This is a genomic window from Streptacidiphilus anmyonensis, from assembly GCF_000787855.1.
GTDB classification, from domain to species: Bacteria; Actinomycetota; Actinomycetes; order Streptomycetales; family Streptomycetaceae; genus Streptacidiphilus; species Streptacidiphilus anmyonensis.
On sequence record NZ_BBPQ01000101.1, the window covers coordinates 1 to 17,256 of the forward strand.

The 17,256-nt window shown below is 68.7% G+C and carries 13 protein-coding genes and 5 pseudogenes; 6 read left to right on the forward strand and 12 right to left on the reverse strand.

Annotation, left to right across the window (positions count from 1 at the left end; translation table 11 throughout):
- The 6 genes from TR50_RS39620 to TR50_RS39650 form a co-directional block, all read right to left on the reverse strand.
- A partial coding sequence (locus tag TR50_RS39620; RefSeq protein WP_042434452.1) for an IS5/IS1182 family transposase occupies positions 1-517 on the reverse strand: 517 nt, incomplete at its 3' end.
- Positions 518-557: 40 nt separating this feature from the next.
- Positions 558-1,223, reverse strand: a complete 666-nt coding sequence (locus TR50_RS39625) for a hypothetical protein (protein ID WP_152648886.1) — start codon at positions 1,221-1,223, stop codon at positions 558-560.
- A gap of 459 nt (positions 1,224-1,682) precedes the next feature.
- Positions 1,683-2,192, reverse strand: coding sequence for an SMI1/KNR4 family protein (locus tag TR50_RS39630; protein WP_042434459.1), 510 nt, complete (start codon positions 2,190-2,192; stop codon positions 1,683-1,685).
- A gap of 412 nt (positions 2,193-2,604) precedes the next feature.
- The gene (locus TR50_RS39635) at positions 2,605-4,197 is read right to left on the reverse strand and encodes an RHS repeat protein (RefSeq protein ID WP_042434464.1); all 1,593 of its coding nucleotides are present in this window, start codon (positions 4,195-4,197) and stop codon (positions 2,605-2,607) included.
- 648 nt (positions 4,198-4,845) lie between these two features.
- Complete coding sequence (locus TR50_RS49530) at positions 4,846-5,172, reverse strand: hypothetical protein (RefSeq protein WP_042434471.1); 327 nt, start codon at positions 5,170-5,172, stop codon at positions 4,846-4,848.
- 98 nt (positions 5,173-5,270) lie between these two features.
- Complete coding sequence (locus TR50_RS39650) at positions 5,271-5,891, reverse strand: histidine phosphatase family protein (RefSeq protein ID WP_042434475.1); 621 nt, start codon at positions 5,889-5,891, stop codon at positions 5,271-5,273.
- A gap of 1,209 nt (positions 5,892-7,100) precedes the next feature.
- Here TR50_RS39650 and TR50_RS39655 point away from each other — a divergent pair.
- Entirely contained in the window at positions 7,101-8,261 is a 1,161-nt protein-coding gene (locus TR50_RS39655) for a methyltransferase domain-containing protein (RefSeq protein ID WP_236654788.1), read from the forward strand.
- A 68-nt stretch (positions 8,262-8,329) separates the two neighbouring features.
- Here the strand turns inward: TR50_RS39655 and TR50_RS39660 are convergent, their stop codons facing one another.
- Positions 8,330-8,689 (reverse strand): hypothetical protein, encoded by a 360-nt coding sequence (locus TR50_RS39660; protein ID WP_152648887.1) that lies wholly within the window; start codon positions 8,687-8,689, stop codon positions 8,330-8,332.
- A 212-nt stretch (positions 8,690-8,901) separates the two neighbouring features.
- On the opposite strand from TR50_RS39660, the pseudogene TR50_RS50490 reads away from it, so the two are divergent.
- The 3 genes and pseudogenes from TR50_RS50490 (at position 8,902) to TR50_RS39675 (ending at position 11,557) form a co-directional block, all read left to right on the forward strand.
- Positions 8,902-10,387: pseudogene (locus TR50_RS50490) on the forward strand (IS21/IS408/IS1162 family transposase).
- A pseudogene (istB, locus tag TR50_RS39670) lies at positions 10,384-11,144 on the forward strand (IS21-like element helper ATPase IstB). Before TR50_RS50490 ends, istB begins: the two co-directional pseudogenes overlap by 4 nt.
- Positions 11,145-11,182: 38 nt before the next feature.
- The gene (locus TR50_RS39675; RefSeq protein ID WP_042434505.1) at positions 11,183-11,557 is read left to right on the forward strand and encodes a hypothetical protein; all 375 of its coding nucleotides are present in this window, start codon (positions 11,183-11,185) and stop codon (positions 11,555-11,557) included.
- A gap of 23 nt (positions 11,558-11,580) precedes the next feature.
- On the opposite strand, the gene TR50_RS43380 is transcribed toward TR50_RS39675, so the two are convergent.
- On the reverse strand, positions 11,581-11,847 hold the full coding sequence (locus TR50_RS43380) for a hypothetical protein (protein WP_152648888.1): 267 nt from the start codon (positions 11,845-11,847) through the stop codon (positions 11,581-11,583).
- Positions 11,844-12,494 (reverse strand): transposase, encoded by a 651-nt coding sequence (locus TR50_RS43385; protein ID WP_160311265.1) that lies wholly within the window; start codon positions 12,492-12,494, stop codon positions 11,844-11,846. The genes TR50_RS43380 and TR50_RS43385 overlap by 4 nt, the downstream gene beginning before the upstream one ends.
- 485 nt (positions 12,495-12,979) lie before the next feature.
- Between TR50_RS43385 and TR50_RS39685 the strand changes: the two genes are divergently transcribed.
- The gene (locus tag TR50_RS39685; RefSeq protein ID WP_042434480.1) at positions 12,980-13,789 is read left to right on the forward strand and encodes a hypothetical protein; all 810 of its coding nucleotides are present in this window, start codon (positions 12,980-12,982) and stop codon (positions 13,787-13,789) included.
- A 750-nt stretch (positions 13,790-14,539) separates the two neighbouring features.
- Positions 14,540-15,256, forward strand: a complete 717-nt coding sequence (locus tag TR50_RS39690; protein WP_152648890.1) for a hypothetical protein — start codon at positions 14,540-14,542, stop codon at positions 15,254-15,256.
- A 33-nt stretch (positions 15,257-15,289) separates the two neighbouring features.
- Here TR50_RS39690 and TR50_RS47360 read toward each other — a convergent pair.
- The 3 pseudogenes from TR50_RS47360 to TR50_RS50270 form a co-directional block, all read right to left on the reverse strand.
- Positions 15,290-15,436: pseudogene (locus TR50_RS47360) on the reverse strand (IS5/IS1182 family transposase); the annotation flags it as partial.
- Between the two features lie 162 nt (positions 15,437-15,598).
- Positions 15,599-15,862 (reverse strand): annotated as a pseudogene (locus tag TR50_RS47365) (hypothetical protein); the annotation flags it as partial.
- Positions 15,863-16,298: 436 nt separating this feature from the next.
- A pseudogene (locus TR50_RS50270) lies at positions 16,299-17,069 on the reverse strand (ISL3 family transposase); the annotation flags it as partial.
- Between the last annotated feature and the right edge of the window lie 187 nt (positions 17,070-17,256).

The following is a 17,256-nucleotide window of genomic DNA, read 5'->3' on the forward strand; positions in this document are numbered from 1 at the left end:
AAACCGATGAGCAAATGCTGCTCTTCGAAGTGAACCAAGCCACCTTGCAGTCGTTGCGGTTGCCGGGCAGCGGGCGACCGACAACAACAACTCGTCGACTGTCGGCGTCGATGACGACCTGGTGATTGGTGGAGTACCGGTAGTTCCTCGACTGCTCAGCAACGACGTGGTCACGGGTGGGCACGAGGGTGCCGTCCACGATGAGCACGGTGCCTTTGCGGAATCGCTGCCGCTGCTTGAGCGCCAGCATTGGCCCGGTGTGGTCGACGATCCGGTCGGCGGCGGACTTCGAGACGCCGAACAGCGGGGCGAGTTGCCGCAGCGTCAGATTGGTGCGCCAGTAGGCGGCCACCAACAGGACCCTGTCCTCAAGCGGCAGCGACCACGGACGTCCTGGGCGGACCCTGTCTGCGCCCTCACGGCGGAGCGCTGTGATCAGCTTGCGAAAGAGCCGCGGGCTCAGCCCGGTGAACGGGGCTATCCATGAAGGCTCCGAAGCCGTGATGACGCCAGCCATATCAAGATCATGCCAGGCGGCGGGGCACCCTTGTCCCAGCTCAGGACGCCGCAGGGGCAGAGGGGAGGTTTGCGCTCGTGTAGGCATCCGCGATGCTGAACACGCTGGCGCAAGTCGGGCACTCCGCACGGCCGAAGACATGCCTGATGCCCTCGGCGAGTCGGTGCTGCTCGTCGCGGACAGCTGTGGCGTGCATCCAGTGGCCCAGGTCGCGCAGTTCCTCGGCTGGGGTGGGCAGAAGGGCCCGGCGCTCGATGTCGCCCAGATCCCAGTCGCGGATGGCCGAGTAGTTGCCGTAGTCCCCGATGGCGATGGTCACCTCCGCTCCGCAGCGCGGGCAGGACACGGTGTAGAAGTCGTCGGTGAAGTCCCCCAGGGCGGCGCTCCAGTGGTACTGCCCTTCGAGGGCGAGCAGATCGCCGAAGATCCGGTTGTAGTCGGCAGGGCTGGTCCGAAGCTGCCTGTCCACGAGTTCCCGCAGCTGGGCGATCGCATCCGGGCAACCCGCAAGCAGAGCCTCGCCGTCCCGATGCTGCATGGTGCCCCGCACGATGGCGCTGGCCAGTTCAAGCGCCTGGGCACTTGCGGGAGCCAGGCTTGCCAAGCGTGGAAGAGCGGTGAAGCTCGCCGGGGAGACCGTCTCACCGTGCAGGCAGAGACGGTCCCAAAGCTCTTCCCAGGCCTCCGGCGTTTCCTCGCGCGCCACCTGATCCAGGAGCGCGGGGACTCGCTCAGTCGCCCCGTGAGCGCTCAGTCGCCCCGTGAGCATCGACCGCCTGCGTCCAGTCCATCACCAGGGCATTCAACCGTCCCCAGGGGCCCCCGTGCCAACCTGCAGCCGGGCAGATCGACGGACTCCTTGATCATTGCGGGACAGCCCTTCGGGGGTGGTCTTCGATAACTCGTGGGCGTGGATACCGTCGCCCCAGCCCTGGGCCCTGGACATTCGCCGGACCGGAGTAGGCCACCCGCAGGCGGCCCGAAGCCTATGCGGCGGGCGGGTGGTGGCGGTCTGGTCGCCGCACTGACGGGGGCTGCTTGTGTTCGTCATCTTGCGAACACAAGCAGCCCCCGGGGCCTGAACCGGAATCAACCGGACGGATCCCCCGAACGAGACCCCTGGGGATCACCCCTCGGGTCAGCTGGCCCGAGCAAAACGGGCATTCTAACCGAAGGGGCGGTCTTCCAACTCAGTTACCGAGTGCGGAAGAGAACCCAATTCGGGGAAGACGTCACGCCGATGGCCCGCGAGAGCAGCACGGAGCCACTGCGTCAGCCCGACCTCATCTCTTGTCCACTCCATCTCGAGGCCGTTGAAATAGACGGTTGGCCACTCATCCCCAGCCGCGCTCACCTGGGAGGCGAAGGCGTCACCATCGGGGGTAGTACCCCAGAGGATCAGCTGTCCAGGCCGGTGGCCGAAGTCGATGACGGGGTCGCCATCGCCGGCAAGTTCAGCAAGGCTCGGTGCCAGGAAGGAGTTTGCTTCCTCCATCGTCCGAGGGCCAAAGATGTTGATCTGGCCAGCAATCACCGAGTCCCCGTAGGCAGACAGAAACAGCGCCGTATCCTCGGGGAAGGTGACACTCCATGCCGCTTCCAGCGGCCCCATGGCCATGCGATCAGCGGCACGCAAGGGCGCGCCGAGAAGATCGGCGAAGTCAACGTCGTTCATGAAAACCGTCCCTCATATGCACCACGATCCTGCTGCTGTCGCATTGTTCTCGATTACGCAGGACCGATTGAGCGATCCGAACGCATTGTAGATGATCGATGTGGGGACGGGTGAAGTTGCATTGCCGTAGACGGGGGTCACGTTGACCCATTCGTAGCCCCCGGCCTTGATCACGTCTCGGAGAGGCATCTCCATCTTGCTCTTCATCCAATAGTTCGCCTTGCTGTATAGGGCGGCGAAGTTCTGAAGGCTCTTGTTGTTGCCATTCAAGACGAATGCGATGAGGTGGCCTCGTGCCCGGTTTCCCGTAGGAAGGCTGTGAAGCCACTGCACCCGGTCTGCTGGGCAGATAGACCATGGTGCCAAGCTTGCCGCCCAAAAGTGGGGAACTGCCGCAAGGGTTGCTGTTCAATTAGGCCGCGGCGAGCTTCGCGGCCGCGATGGCAGTTACCAGGGCCGCTGCAATGCCTCCGGCACCAGTCACGGGGTTCAGGATGTTCGAGGGGTTGATCGTGCCGCTTGGGTGAGTGGCGGAAGCAGCGGCGTGGACGGTCAAGGCCGCCGTGCCGATGGTCTTGGTGAGCTGGACGGCCTCGGCACGGATCTTCGCTGCCAGTGCCGCGGCTGCTGCAGCGGCTGCAGCTCGTGCGGCCGCAGCGGCTGCTGCCTCACAGCTCCAGCACGTCCCACCTCCGCCGCCGCCTCCACCCCCACCGCCTCCACCGCAGCCACCGCCACCGCCACCAAAGGAGCAGGGGTCGCTAAGACCCATCGGGACGCAGGACTGCGTCCGAGGGAAGAGGTCCCAGACGCTGCCGGTATAGGTGCTGGTGCTGCTGCCCCCGTGCGTGAGCGGCTGGGAGTTTTGGCAGTAGTCGTAGGCGGCGCTGCCCACTCCGTAGATCCCGATGCCGGCGGCTAGGACCCACCCCAACGGACTCCAGTCGAGTGCTCCGTCTGCCGCTTCCCCTGTCCCCATCGCGCCCAGATCCGCCGCGGCAGCTCCGGCGTCGTGACCGGAAGGATCACCCATGGTGAGCGGAGCGTCGTTTCCGTAGGCGAACGGGTTGGCACTGACACTGTCACCGATGGGGCTGTTGTCCTGGGTGTCGACGGTGTTGAAGGCGCCGTTGCCCGGCTCGTACCACCTGGCGGCCATGTTGATCTGGCTGGTGGTGGGGTCGGTGTATTCGCTTTGGTATCCGAGGGTGCCGGCGAGGCCGTTGGTGTTGGTGACAGTGCCCCAGGGGTCGTAGGCGGCGGAGCCACCGAGGGCGCTGCCGGCTGCGGTGAACTGGGCGACGACGTCGGTGTGGAGGTCGGTCCACACCAGCGCGGCGCCGGTTCCGGGCGTGGTTTCGGCGAGGAGGGTGCCGTCGGCGTTGCGGCTGTAGGTGGTGGTGCCGTCGGAGGCGACGATGTTGTCCTGGCCGCTGTAGCTGAGGGTGGTGCTGCCTACCGCGATGTTCCGGCCGAGGGCGTCGTAGGTGTAGGTGGTGGGGCCGGCAGTGATCTGCTGGCCGTAGGCGTCGAAGGCGTAGGCCTGGGTGGCGTTGTTGGCGGTGAACGTCTTGCCGGTCAGAGTGCCGCGTGCCGTGTAGCTGTAGGTGGTGGAGCCGTCGGAGGTGAGCTCGTCTCGGTTGTCGTAAGTGAAGGACTTGGTACCGGCGGTCAGGCGGTTGCCGTCGTCGTCGTAGGTGTAGCCGGTCGTGGTGGCGCTGCCGCTGGCGGGTGTGTCGGTCCAGGAGGTCAGGCGTCCGGCTTGGTCATAGCTGTAGCCGTTGGTGCCCGCACCGGCGAAGCCGGTGGTGGTCTTGGTCTGGAGCTGGTCGGCGTTGTCGTAGGTGTAGTTGATCGACGCGACCGTGGCGTTGCTGGGGGTGGTGAGCGTGTCGCTGGTCAGGCGGTGCAGGGAGTCATAGCCGAACGTGCGAACGTCACCGCCGGTGCCGTAAGTGATGGTCATTCGCTGGGAGAGGCTGTTGTAACCGTAGGTCAGAGTCATGCCGGTGACAGGGTCGGCAGCGGTGTTGAGGCGTCCGTCGGTGTCGTATGTGTAGCTGCTGGTGCCGGAAGCATCCGCGCGGCTGACGACTGACCCGTCGGGGTTGTAGGCGAGGCTGCTGCTCCCGGCCTGCCCGCTGGTGCTGAGGAGTTCACCGATCGCGTTGGTGTTGTAGCTCTCGCTCGCGCTGCCAGCCGTGCTGCCGGTGAGGTCGCCGTTGAGGGAGTAGCCGAACGTGCGGGTCTGTGTGGGAGCGTCGGCGCCGGAGCCGGCCTGGCTGGTGAGGTTGCCGAGGGCGTCGAAGGTGCTGGCGATGGTGACGCCGCCGGGCAGGGTGGTGTTGGTGGCGTTGCCGTCGGCGTCGTAGGCGGTCCAGGTGGTGCGGTCCGATGCGGCCGCGTCGCACCTTCGAATGTAGGCGCGGAAGAGCCCTGCTGTTAATGGGAGTTGGGCGTAGCGCCACCCCGGCGGCGAGCCGGAGTGAACATGCCCGGTGTGTCCTCGTTCAGCCAGCCCCGCTCCACCAGCCGTTTCAACTTCGACCGCGTGCCCTCGATCTTCCCGGCCTCGGCAGGCAGCCCGATCCTCGGCACGATCTGCTTGGCGCGTACCGGCCCCGGCGCATCGGCCACCACCTCCAGAATGTCCCTATACACCCGCGGCAGAACCTCCGCTCCCATCCCGGGTTGCCAGTTCGGCACCGTCAGCTCCCCGATGACGTTCCGCCCCCACATACGCCGAAGCCGCCGGAGCAATCGTGCTCAGCCGATGGGTGTCCGCCCCGACCCCCGGCTCCTCCGGGGTCATCTCCGCCAGAACCTCGGCTACCGTCTCCCGGGTGATCCGCAGCCGCTCCAGCCCTTCCCGGGCCGCACTCAGCCGCCCGGACACCTCGGCGAGCTCGGCTTCCAGCTCCTCCACCCGCGTCCGGGCAATCGCCTCGCGGGCTTCCAACTCCTCGAACAGCGAGCCCATCCACCGCTCCTCTCCCGCTACCACGGTAGAGACGAGCAGGCCCGAGCACAGCCCCGAGGGCCTGACCGAGCGGCGCAGCCTATTCGGTGATCACGACATCAGGGTGTGCGCAGCTCGGCGGGGAACCCGGTCCAGCGCAGGTCGCCTGGGAGATGGCTCATGTCGTTGTAGACCAGGACCGTCGCCGGCCGGGCCGGGGCGTAGCGGATCACGGTGAGGGCCGCGTTGGCGTGGTTGAGCCCCATCCATCGGCAGGCCGGGGCGTCCATCGCCGCCCGCACCAGCCAGGCGATGAGAAAGGCGTGGGTGACGACCAGGTCGTGACGCGGTGCATCCCCGCGGTCAACCGGCCCGGTGAAGTCCATGACCGCCTGGCAGGCCAGCTTCGCGCCATGCGCACGCTCCTCGGCTGGCACCGAGGCGAACCGCGCCCACCATGCCTCGGCGACCTCTGCCGGGAACTCGTCCCGCGCCGGGACATACGGAACGTAGTCGCCCGCCGCCTCCGACTCGAGGAGCGGCACGTCGGCCAACTGCCCTCCGAGCAGACGGGCCGTCTGCACCGCGCGAGGCAGCGGACCGTGGTGGACCGCGGTGAACGGTATGCCGTTCAAGCGCTTGCCCAGCAGCTCCGCCTGCCGCCGCCCAGCTTCTGTGAGCTCTCCCTCGTCGGGAGTGGCTTCGCCGTGGCGAGCGAGATAGAGATATCGATCTTGCATGCCGGGTGGACGCCATCGCACGAACCGTCGGTTCCTGCTTCCTCCTCACTTTCCCTTCAGAAGAGCCGCACCCGTTTCAGATCGCCGCCACCTGGTGCGGCTTGGCCCTGGAACTGTGGCAGCAGCTGAAGTAGCGCGAACGGCCCCGACCGGGCCAGCACGGTGAACACGAAGGAAGGGCCGCCCTCCGCAACCAGGCAGAGCGCGGCCCTCCTTCATCTGCGGCCAGATTCGGCCCTGCGTCCACCTCGTCGACCGACCGGTGACCTGATCGATGGGCGGTCAAGCATCGTCCACGAGCGGGAGCGATCGCGACGGCGTCCCGGTCCTGCGGTGACTCCCTGCCCGAACTCCCCTACTGATACTGGCTGTAGTTACTCAGGCCGTGATTCTCCGCACATCCGTGACGGCGCGTAGCCGAGCGCGCTGCGCGCGGGGGTGATGACCGGCCCTGGAGTCGGGGGTGGCGCTCCGCGCCGGTCTGATCCTGGCTCTCGCGACAATGAAGCCGCCGGGCGGGACAGGCGGGGGCGGGTCGCCGGGTGAAGGCTGGGCCGCTTCACGAGCCCACTGGTGGTGACGCATCGACACCCGCAGGGCGCAGCCCGGCGGGCGAGCCTCCTCCGGCCCGGCGGGCGCACCGGGAGGGAGCCGGCCGCAGCCCGCGGTCCCTCGACCCGCGCTGCCGTTGATCGCCGGTGTCCGCTTCGGCTCGGGAGTCGAACCGAACTCCCCGTCGGACCATCGACCTTGGCCAGGCGGCGCACACAGTGCGCAGGCCGGGTCGGCCGCGTCTGCCTGATGAGCGCCTACCCTTGGCTGTCTCGGCTGCCCCGAGTCGCGGGTCCGGGCTGCCCGCACCGACGCGTGGCAGCCCGGACTCCCGCCAGTCCCACCCCGGGCGTCCGGACCATCACGTCCGTACCCGCCGCCCAGGGGGTCGGGGTCCGACCTGCGTCCACGTTCCGCTTCCGTCGGTGTGCCGGGCGTGGCGTGCTTCCACGCGCCCCCTGGCGCGCCCCACGCGGTCTTCCGCAGGCCGGTGACGCCAGGTCAGGATGAGCGCGGTTCCTGTCCGAACGGTTGAAGGAGGACTGCGATGGGCGAGCATGAGAAGCCGCCACCGGACCCGGGCCAGGGCACGCCGCCGCCGGGCAACTCCGACGGGCAGGTCCCCACGCCGCCACCCTCGGACGGGAAGCACAAGAAGTGACCGAGCCCGACGAGCTGGTCGGCCTGCGGAAGCGGACGGACGCGGCCATGGCCGAACGCGGGGCCTGGCCCGAGCGCTCGGCTTGGCTGCGCGAGGCCTGCGCGGCGCTCCCGCGTGACCGGTTCGCCCCGGAGCGGCTGTGGCGGTGGGACGGGCACGCGTACGTGGCGGTCGACCGGACCGCGGACCCGGCCCGGTGGGCCGGGGTACTGTTCGCCGGGCTGGACGCCGCGGCGGTCACCCAGGTCACCGCAGGGCTGCCGTCCTCGAGCCTGTCCGCGCCCGCGGTCGTCGTCGACATGATGGACGCCCTGCAGCTCGAGCCCGGCCACCGGGTGTGGGACGTCGGCACCGGGCAGGGCTGGACCTGCGCACTGGCCGCCTGGCGCGCCGGTCCCGGACTGGTGGTGTCCACCGAGACCGACCCCCGTCTGGCCGCGAGCGCCCAAGAACGGCTTGACCGGCTCGGCGTGAGGGCCGAGGTCCACGTCGGTGACGGAACCCGACAGGCACCGGGCCCGGGACGGTTCGAGCGGATCCACGTCACCTACGCCGTGGAGAGGGTGCCGATGCGCTGGCTCGCCCGGACCAAGCCCGGCGGGCGCATCGTCTATCCCTGGGGCCGACTCGGACACGTCGCACTCACCGTGGAGCCGGGCGCCGCCTCGGCCAGCGGTCCGGTGCTGGGCCTGGGCCAGTTCATGCCCGACCGCCACGCCCCTGCCCCGGCCGGGCCGGCGGGCTACCAGCGGGTGCGGGGCAGCAGAGCGCCGGACAGCGAGCGCACCCTCGTGCGCGACCTGGCCACGCTGCGCGAGGACTGGAACCTCACGTTCGCGCTGCGCGTGGCGGTGCCGGACGCCGTGGTGGCAACCGCCGTCGACAGCGACGGCGTCAACGCCTGGCTGCACGACGGCGACCGGTCCTGGGCCGCGCTGTCGGCCACCGGCCAGGGCACCGTCGCGCTGTTCCAGGGCGGCCCCCGCCGCCTCGGCGACGACATCCTGGAAGCATGGGACCAGTGGGAGGAGCTCGGGCGGCCCGCGCCGACCGACTACGGCATCACCGTCACGCCGACCGCCCAGTGGGCCTGGCTCCGCGACCCGTCAACCGGCCCGCGCTGGCCCGCCGGGCGCCTCGCCGCCGCCATCACCTGACCGCGCGTCAACGGACCCGGTAGCAGATGCCCGGCCGAGTCCGAGGGCCGGGCGGGGCCGGGAGCTGGTCACGCCGGGTAGCGGCATGCCTGGGCATGCGCGAGGAGGGCATCCCGGACGGTCTGCAGGCGGCGGCCGCCGTCGGTGTCGGGGAGCGTGGGGCGGCCTGCCGCTACCTGGACGGTGGAGTCCAGGTTGATGCTCACATCGAGGTGCGCGTCGGCCTTCTCCGTCAGGCGCAGCAGGACATGGGCGAGGTTCTCGGGCAGTTCCGCCCGGCGCTGTGCGTAGGGGCGGGTCGCCTCGACGAGGTCAGCGGCCAGTTGCTCGGCTGCCGGGCCGGTGAACACCTGTCGGCGGTCGGCGTTTTCCCCTAATTCGAGCGGTTGTTGTCGGCGTAATTCCCCACCCTCGTGGTCGCCGGTCACCAGGGGGATGGCGGTCGTCGGCCCGGGGCTCGTCTACTGCCTGTTCGAGTGGTTTGACCTGGTAGTAATCGTTCCATCCGAATCATCCGTGTTCCCCTGGGGCATGTCCGTGCCGAGTTGAGGACCCGCGGTCATCTGGGAGTTGTCGCGGTCCCTCGACCGACGGGCCGAGAGGCCGGCGGACACGCTGGATGGCAAGGAGAACGTTCACGGTGGTCGACATCGTCGAGATCTACGTTCACTGGTATGCGGGCCGGTCGAAGAACCAGCTGGCCGCGTCGCTGGGGGTGGACCGCAAGACGATCAGGAAGTACCTGGCGCCGGCGGCGGCCGCCGGAATCACGCCGGGCGGGCCACCTATGGGCGAGGCGGACTGGGCCAAGCTGATCAAGGTCTGGTTTCCGGAGCTCGCCGACCGGAAGCTGCGGCAGGTTACCTGGGCGGAGATCGACCCGCACCGCGACTACATCAAGACCCTACTGGAGACCACGACCGTAACACGATCCACCAACGCCTGCGGGACGAGCAGAAGTTGAAGGTCTCGCTGACCGCGTTCCGCCGCTGGGTGCCACGGGCAAGCGTCACCGGATCTGGGCGTTCGTGATGGTGTTGCCCAGGTCACGGCACCTGTTCGTGCAGCCGGTGGTCCACATGGACCAGCACGCCTGGACCGAGGCCCACGTCGAAGCGCTTCGCTTCTTCGGCGGCGTCCCGCGCCGGCTGGTGCCGGACAACCTGCGCACGGCGGTGGACCGGCCCGACCTCTACGACCCCCAGATCAACAAGTCTTATGCAGAACTCGCCCTCTACTACGGAGCGTTGGCTGATCCGGCTCGCGCGTCGCATCCGAAGGACAAGCCGCGGGTCGAGCGACCGATGCCCTATGTCCGCGACTCGTTCTGGAGCGGCCGCCAGTTCACCTCGATCGAGCACATGCAGGCCGAGGCGGTGGTCTGGGCCCGGGAGGTTGCCGGACACAGGCAGTGCCGGCCGCTGGACGGGGCGTCCCCTGGGGCGGCGTTCGAGGCGGCCGAGGCCGAGGCCCTGCTGCCGCTGCCGGACAAGCCATTCGTGCTGGCCCGCTGGTCGAAGGCCCAGGTCGGCCCGGACATCCACATCAAGGTCGGCCACACTCTCTACTCGGTGCCATGGAAGCTGATCGGCCGCAAGGTCGACGTCCGCTCCACCGCGACCGTGGTCCAGGTCTTCCACGAAGGCCAACTCGTCAAGACCCACGCCGCCATTGAACAGGGCAAACGCACCGACCCGGGCGACTACCCGCCGCAGAAGATCGCGTTCCAGATGAAGACGCCGATCTGGTGCCGCGGCCAGGCATCTGAGGTCGGTGACGCCTGCCGCGAGGCCATCGACCTGCTGCTGGAGGTCAACGCGCTCTACCGGCTCCGGGCCGCCCAGGGGATCCTCGGCCTGCGCAAGAAGTACGGCGACCAGCGGCTGGAAGCCGCCTGAGCAAAGCCCTGACCGTCGGCGACCCGTCCTACCGCACCATCAAGGGCATCCTGATCGCCGGCACCGAGACCGACCCCGAACCGGAGACCGGCGACGCCGGGCGCCTCCGCGTTCCTCCACAACCCCGAGGGCCTGTTCGCCACCGCCATCCCCTCCCAGACCACGGACGAACACCCCCACGACCCCGGTCACGACGGCGCCGACGATGCGACGGAGGCCGCCCGATGAGCGTGCTGAACACCGCCCTGCGCGAGTCCCTCCGAGCGCTGCGACTGTCGGGGATGCCGGAGACCCTGGACGCCCGACGGGCCCAGGCCCACGGCGGCGAACTCGGCCACCCGAACTTCCTCCAGGTCCTCCGCCAGGACGAGATCACCCGCCGCGAGACCGTCGCCTTCCAACGACGCCTCCAGCGAGCGAAGTTCGAGCAACAGGTCACGCTCGAGGAGTTCGACTTCACCTCCCCGAAGCTGCCCGCAGCCCAGATCCGCGACCTGGCCGCCCTGCGCTGGCTCCACACCCGCGAGTCAGTGATCTTGTTCGGGCCCGTCGGCGTCGGCAAGACACACGTCGCCCAGGCACTCGGCCACCTCGCCGTCAGGCAGGGCGCCCATGCCCGCTTCGCGAAGACCAGCCGGATCCTGACCGAGCTCGCCGACAGCCACGCCGACCGGACCTGGGACAAGCGCATGCGCGAGCTGATCCGCCCCGACGTCCTGATCTCGACGACTTCGCCATGCGCCAGCTGACCGCCGCGCAGGCCGACGACCTCTACGAACTCGTCTCAGAACGTCAAGGACGCTCGCTGATCATCACCAGCAACCGGGCTCCCAGCGACTGGTATCCCCTCTTCCCCAACCCCATCGTCGCCGAGTCGCCCCTCGACAGGCTGATCAACACCAGCCACCAGGTCATCATGAACGGACCCAGCTACCGGCCGAACAAGCGCCCCAAGAACCCCGTCGAGAAGCCCTCAAGCAGCTGACCGGCCTGGCCGTGGCCGCCCGTGAGAGGCTCTCGTCCGTGGTTGAGTCCTGGATCTTCGACGACGGCACGGCGGCCGAGTCCGCCGAGGCGGCACTGCAGCGGCTGCGGGAACGCATCGCGGCTGGGCGGCTGGAAAGCTGGCTGACCAGCTCGACAGGGAGATCGCTGGGGGTCATCAGCAACACCGAGCGGGCCATGGTCCTTCTGCTCGACGGTGACGATGACCCCGGCGAACACGCCGTCGACCCCGGAGTCACAGGCCGAGACGGCGGCTACATCCTTGCGAACGGGCAGCACGACGAGTATCCCAACTACGACACGATCCACCTGGCACAGGCGCTACGGATCGTTTCGCACATCCTTACGACCGGCACCCCACCCGCAGACGCACCCTGGGCAGTCGACCGCTGAGCCGACGCCCAGAGGGTGGGGAACTACGCCGACAGGCCCCCTGGGGAAAATCGCCGTCGTTCACACTTGTGGCTGTAGCGGGCGTCGGGGTCGTGCGGGGTGACGATCTCCACGCTTGCCCACGGGACCCGCGCCGCGGCCGGGTCCGGCCGGCCATCGGTCTCGGCCTTGCCCGTGTTGCGCTGGGTGGTCGTGCGCCGACTGGCGCGGTCGCGGGTCGACTTGGGTCCACGCCAGCCGAGCCGACCCTGGTCGTCGAACCAGTACTGCTGGATCCAGACCTGCCTCAATACCTGCACCGCTCGCAGTTCCCGCAGGCCAGGCGGGGCGTCATCGTGGTAGAGGGCTCGCAGGAGCCGTAGGCCTCCTCGCCGACCCGCAGGACGTACTCGAGCACGGCCTCCTTACCGCGTGGCAGCCGGTCGTAGCGGACTGGTCGGCCGTAGCGTTCGACCCAGCCTTGTGTCACCAGCCGGGAGAGCCAGTCATCGGCGTGCAGGGCGAGCGCATCCAGGGCCAGCCGCAGGGTTTCGGCGACGAGCTCGGCGCGATCGAGGCGACGGACCGCGGCCAGGATGTGGGTGGAGTCGGTTCGTATCCGTCCGCGCTGCTTGACCAAGCCGGCGTCGACCAGGCGGCCAACCATCACCGCCAGGAGGCGGTCGGCCCGGTCGCCTTCAGACATACGGTCGCGGAATTCGCTCAAAACTGAGTAGTCGAAGCCCGGGTCGTCCAGCTCCAGCCCGAGACAGTACTTCCAGTCGATTCGGCGCCGGACCGCTTGGGCGGCCTGCCGGTCCGTCAGGTTCTCGGCGAACTGCAGCACAGAGACCAGTGCGAGCTGTGCTGGCGAGATGCCCTTGCGGCCGTCCGCTGGAAACCAGTCCGCGAAGTCCTCGTCGGTGAACAGCCCGTCCAGATGGTCCCGGATCCACATTGCTGCCGTCCCACGCGGATTGCTCGCCCGAGCCATCCGCACTGTCAACGTCGGGACTACCTCGCCAGTCCACCAGCCCATGCCCATCGCGGCCCCCTCGACCGCCGCAGCACCCCGCCACCACCAGCACAGTAGGGGCAAGAGCAGTCGACAACGACGGCCACCGCACATCACCCAGACGAGCGAAGATCACCAACAGCATCCCAAAAGTGATCCAGAACCAAATTTCAGAGAGCGTTGACACAACGCTGAGGCGGAGCCCTGACCTGCACTGGTTACCGCCCCGGTGACCCCGATCCACCGCAGGTAACCAGCGCGCCGCTCCGCCACCAGCGTGTCGAGGGCCAACCGAGCGCGTTGGACAACACATGAACACCACGACCACGAGGAAGTTCTGACGCATCGCCCTGACCGTCGCAGCACTCGCCGCCGAAGACCCCCAGGCCCGGCGGGCCAGGCTCACCGTCCAGCACGACGGCATCACCATGAACGACCCCTACATCGCCACGCTCACCATCAGCGTCATCAGCCGACGCGCGATCGATCAGGCCCGCTTCGACGGCAAGCCCCTCGACTTCGACCTCGGCGCAGCCGTCCTCGGCGAAGTCGAGACGCGCTACCTGGTCGGCAACAAGCCCGCCCTGGACGCGGGCGAATGGCCCGACTACAGCATCGACGGCGGCAAGCTGCGCCTCGGTCCGGCCAACCTCCACAAGGACTCCGAGCTCATCACCACCCTCCTGCTCGACGGCGAGCCGAAGCTGCGCCCGGTCCTGCGGACCGTCCCCAACGTCAATCCGATCCGCGGCCGGCGGCACCCGAGCCAGAAGTTCGCACTCACCGCCCGCCTGACCTCCCGGGCTCTCGAAGCCGGATTCCTCCTCCTCGCCGCCGGTCTGACCCTCAACGCCACGAACCCGTACGACGGCGACAGCCCGCCTGTCATGGCAGCCGCCGCTCTCACCGTCGGCGTCTTCATCCTCGCCGTCGCCGCAGCCAGCGCCGCCAAGGAGCTCCACAGGCGACGGGCACTCAGACGCCCCTCTTCCCAAGCACCCGGACAGGACATCCCGGCAGGGACAGACACCTTGGCGATCCCGGAGCAGCCATCGGAGGAGCCGTGGTGGATAGAAGCGTTGGTCGCCCGACGCCCCGGCCGGGAGCCTGCCTCAGGTGGCGCGCCGCGCTCCGTTCCACTCCGCAGGGAGCAGGCCACGACGCGCTCTCGAACCGGTCGGCAACTGCCCCGGCAGCGGGACCGGGCGGGGTGGGGCGCTTCCTGTCTCAGCCGATGACCGTGAAGGCCACCACGTGCGCCCCGGTGGGGCCGTCCGAGACCCGCACGTCCAAGCTGGCGGGATCGCCCTTGGGGGCGCCGAGCCGACTCCAGTAGTACAAGCCACCTCGGCGCGCTCCGGCGCGGACTTCATGGCGTCCAGGCCCGCGCATCGGCCGTCCCGGACACCCTGGACTGGATCTGCGCCCTCCGCCCGACGCGCCGGGAGCAACCCGATCGGGTCCGAGATAGCCAAGTGTCCGGCCGGTCCAGGTAGTCACGGACCTGACCGAGGGCCGAGGGCCTTGGCGGATCTGGGGCGTCAGACTCGGCTCTGCCAAGGCCGGGAGCCTCAGGTGAGGAAGCGGTCAGCAGACGGAAACGGTCAGCTGCGACCCGTGCCGCCCGCACAGCGGGCGGCCGTGGCCGACATCGCTCCACCAGCGAGTGGAGGGATGCATGAATGGTCCCATCAACCGTTGCCAGAAGGCGATCGCCGCCGTGAGACACGCGCGACCTGTCACCCGATCAGCGGCTCCGATCCTCACCGGAGCGGGTCTGATTCTAAGCGCGGCGTGCCCGCTCGGCCCCCGACAGGCGCACTAGCATCGCGATTGCCCCTGAATGCGCCGCGGCCTCCTCGCAGCCCCGAGCCTGCGGTCTTCTGGCGGCCTAGAGCCTCTCCGACGGGTCGCTCGGAGGCACTGGCGTGAGGTGCTCGGACGGGGGCTCGCTCCCGGGCGCGTCAGGAGGGTTCAATGCTGGGGTGGTGGACTGGGAACAGATGCGCGATTGCTGGTTCGAGACTGATCGCGTCCCGCAGCTCTTGGAGCGCGTGAAGCGCCAGGAGGACGCTGATACCTGGGCGGAACTTGGACGGCGATTGGTCCTGGAGCACGACCTGGTGTCCCCGGCAAGCTTCGCCGCCCTACCGGATCTGGTTCACCTGGCGCCACGCAGCGCTGAGGCACGCGCCCTGTCGGGGAGGATCCTTGAGCGCGCGGCCGGACACCACGGCCACGACCACCTGCTGGTGGACTGTGCCGGCGCGATCGCGGAATTCGGCCGGGTGCTGGACGGACACCTACGCTCGCGGCCAGCCGACTACCTCGTGTCCTTTCGCGCCCTGCTCGCGGTTGCCGGGGAGTACCACTGGGCGAACGCCCTGGAGGGGTTCACAGACGACATCTATCACGTGACCTGTCCCCACTGCGGAGCAGGGATGACAATCGCCATCGGCCAGTTCGGGTGCTACTCGCAGGTGTGGCACGGCGGGGAGGAGACCCGGCGCGAACTCCAGCCCGCGGCGGAGACGGAGCTCACCGGCTCCGGCCGGTGGATGCATCGAATCGCAGTCCGCGACCGACAGGAGACGCTGGCCAACGGAATTACCTACCTTTTCGGCAAGGCAAAGTGCCCTGACTGCGCCAGCGTCTGCAATGTCGCGGATGAGTACACCACCGAAAACCGTCCGGTCATGCGATAGCCCGGGGCAGCTCCGCGGCTGTACTGCTGCCAGTCACTGGCGCAGCCACAGCCAGATCGCGGCGACGGTCACCGTGCCGTGGAACACGCAAGCCCTCTTGTCGAAGCGGGTCGCGACGGCTCGAAAGCCCTTGAGCCTGTTGATCGTGCGCTCCACCTCGTTCCGTCGACGATAGAGAGAGCCCAGTCGAAACCAGTCGACCGCCCGCCCTTGCTGCCCCGCCGCTGACGGTTCGCACGCTGGTCCCTCGGCTCCGGGATCGTGTGCCTGATCTGGCGCCGCCGCAGGGCGCTTGATCGTCTTCACGCGGTTGACGTGTCCTTCGACGATGCCGGACGACCACGGGAGGCTGAGGCCGGCAGTGACGGCGTCGAGGTCCTGGCGGAGGTAGGTGGCGAAGCCGCGCAGGGGCTTGGGGGCGTCCTGCTCGGCTTGCCGGATCCAGTCGAGCAGGAGCGTTCCGCGCTGGTGACGGGTCATTTCCAGAAAGGCCCAGGCCAGATCGCATGCGCGGCTGATATCGGGGCAGCCGAGCCGGACCTTGAGGAGGGCTTCCTGGTCGTCGGCCGAGATCAGTTCGCGTGGGCGGGTGATCCAGGCGGCGATGGTCCCCGCGGTGGGATGGTGGCGCGGACCGGTTCGACGGTGCCGGCGCCGGGACGGGCCAGGTGTCGCTGCACGCTGCGCTGGCTGCCGCGGTAGCCGCGTTCGCGGATCTCCCGGAACAGGCGGCTACCGACCGCTCCGCACCGAGCTGGCTGTGACGTTCGTTCAGGTAGGCCTTGAACGGCTCCAGGCTGCCGTTCGGGCGTCGGTTGTCGGCCGAGGCCAGCAGGACGTCGAGCGGAGTCTTGACGTAGCGGTCCACGGTTCTGGGGTCGAGCTTCAGGTTGCGGGCGATCGCGTTGATGGTCCTGCCCTCGCCGTACAGTCGCTGGATGTCCTCGAAGCGCTGCCTGGTCCTGTCCAGCAGGGCGGTGCTCGGGTAGCTGAAGAGCGGGACCTGTTCCGGCGGTGCCGCCAGCCGGGCTTCCTGTTCGGCGTGCTTGCGCAGGCATGCGGTGTGCTCGTGGCAGATCCTCTCCAGTACGTCGGTGAGGTTCTGGATCAGGTGGAAGCGGTCGGCCACTTCGATGGCTCGCGGTGCGGCCTGCCGGATCGCCTTGCTGTAGGCGCCGGCCCGGTCTCTGCAGATGATCTCCGCTCCGGGGTGGCTGGCCAGCCAGGCTGCCAGGGTTTCGGCTGTTCGGTCGGGCAGCACGTCGACGACGCGACTGCGTTCGACATCGACCAGCAGTGTCGCGTATCGGGTCCGACGACGCAGAGCGAAGTCGTCCACGCCCAGCACCCGAGGTGCCCGCGCAGGAACGGGCGGAGCCTGCAGCAGCTTCAGGATCCTTGTCCGGCCTGCCTTCAGCTGGATCTCGCGGCACAAGCGGGCGGCAGGCCGGCCGCCGAGTTCCACCGCTATCGAGCGCAACCATCGCTGCAGTTCAACGGTGGAGCGCTCGTAGCGGGAGCTCAGGCCGTCGACTTGTTCTACGAACGTGCGTCGCTGGCAGGTCGGCTCGTCGCAGAAGAACCGGCGGACACGCAGCCGTATCGAGAACCGGACCCCGGCGACGGGGCGCTCCATCAGCGTCCGCCGGTAGTTGGAGTGGACTCGGCGCCCCGCCCCGGCGCAACTTGGGCACCGCGGCGGCCGACCGCACGCTGCCGCCTCCACCACCAACCCCTCGGGGCCGGCGCCTACTCGCTCCAACTCGACAGCGACTCCCGGAATCAGCACATCCTCGACCGCACGCATGCCCATGCCGGGGAGATCCCGCAAGGAAACGATCCTGCATGCAGGCCGCTGACCAGCACGTTCACGGAGCCTCGGTCAGACCCATCTTGAACGTCACGCAACACACAACGCGTATCTTCAGCCGGACAGTCAACGCAGCGAGGTCGAGCCCCTGACCCGCGCTGGTTACCGCCCCGGTGACCAGATCCAGGAC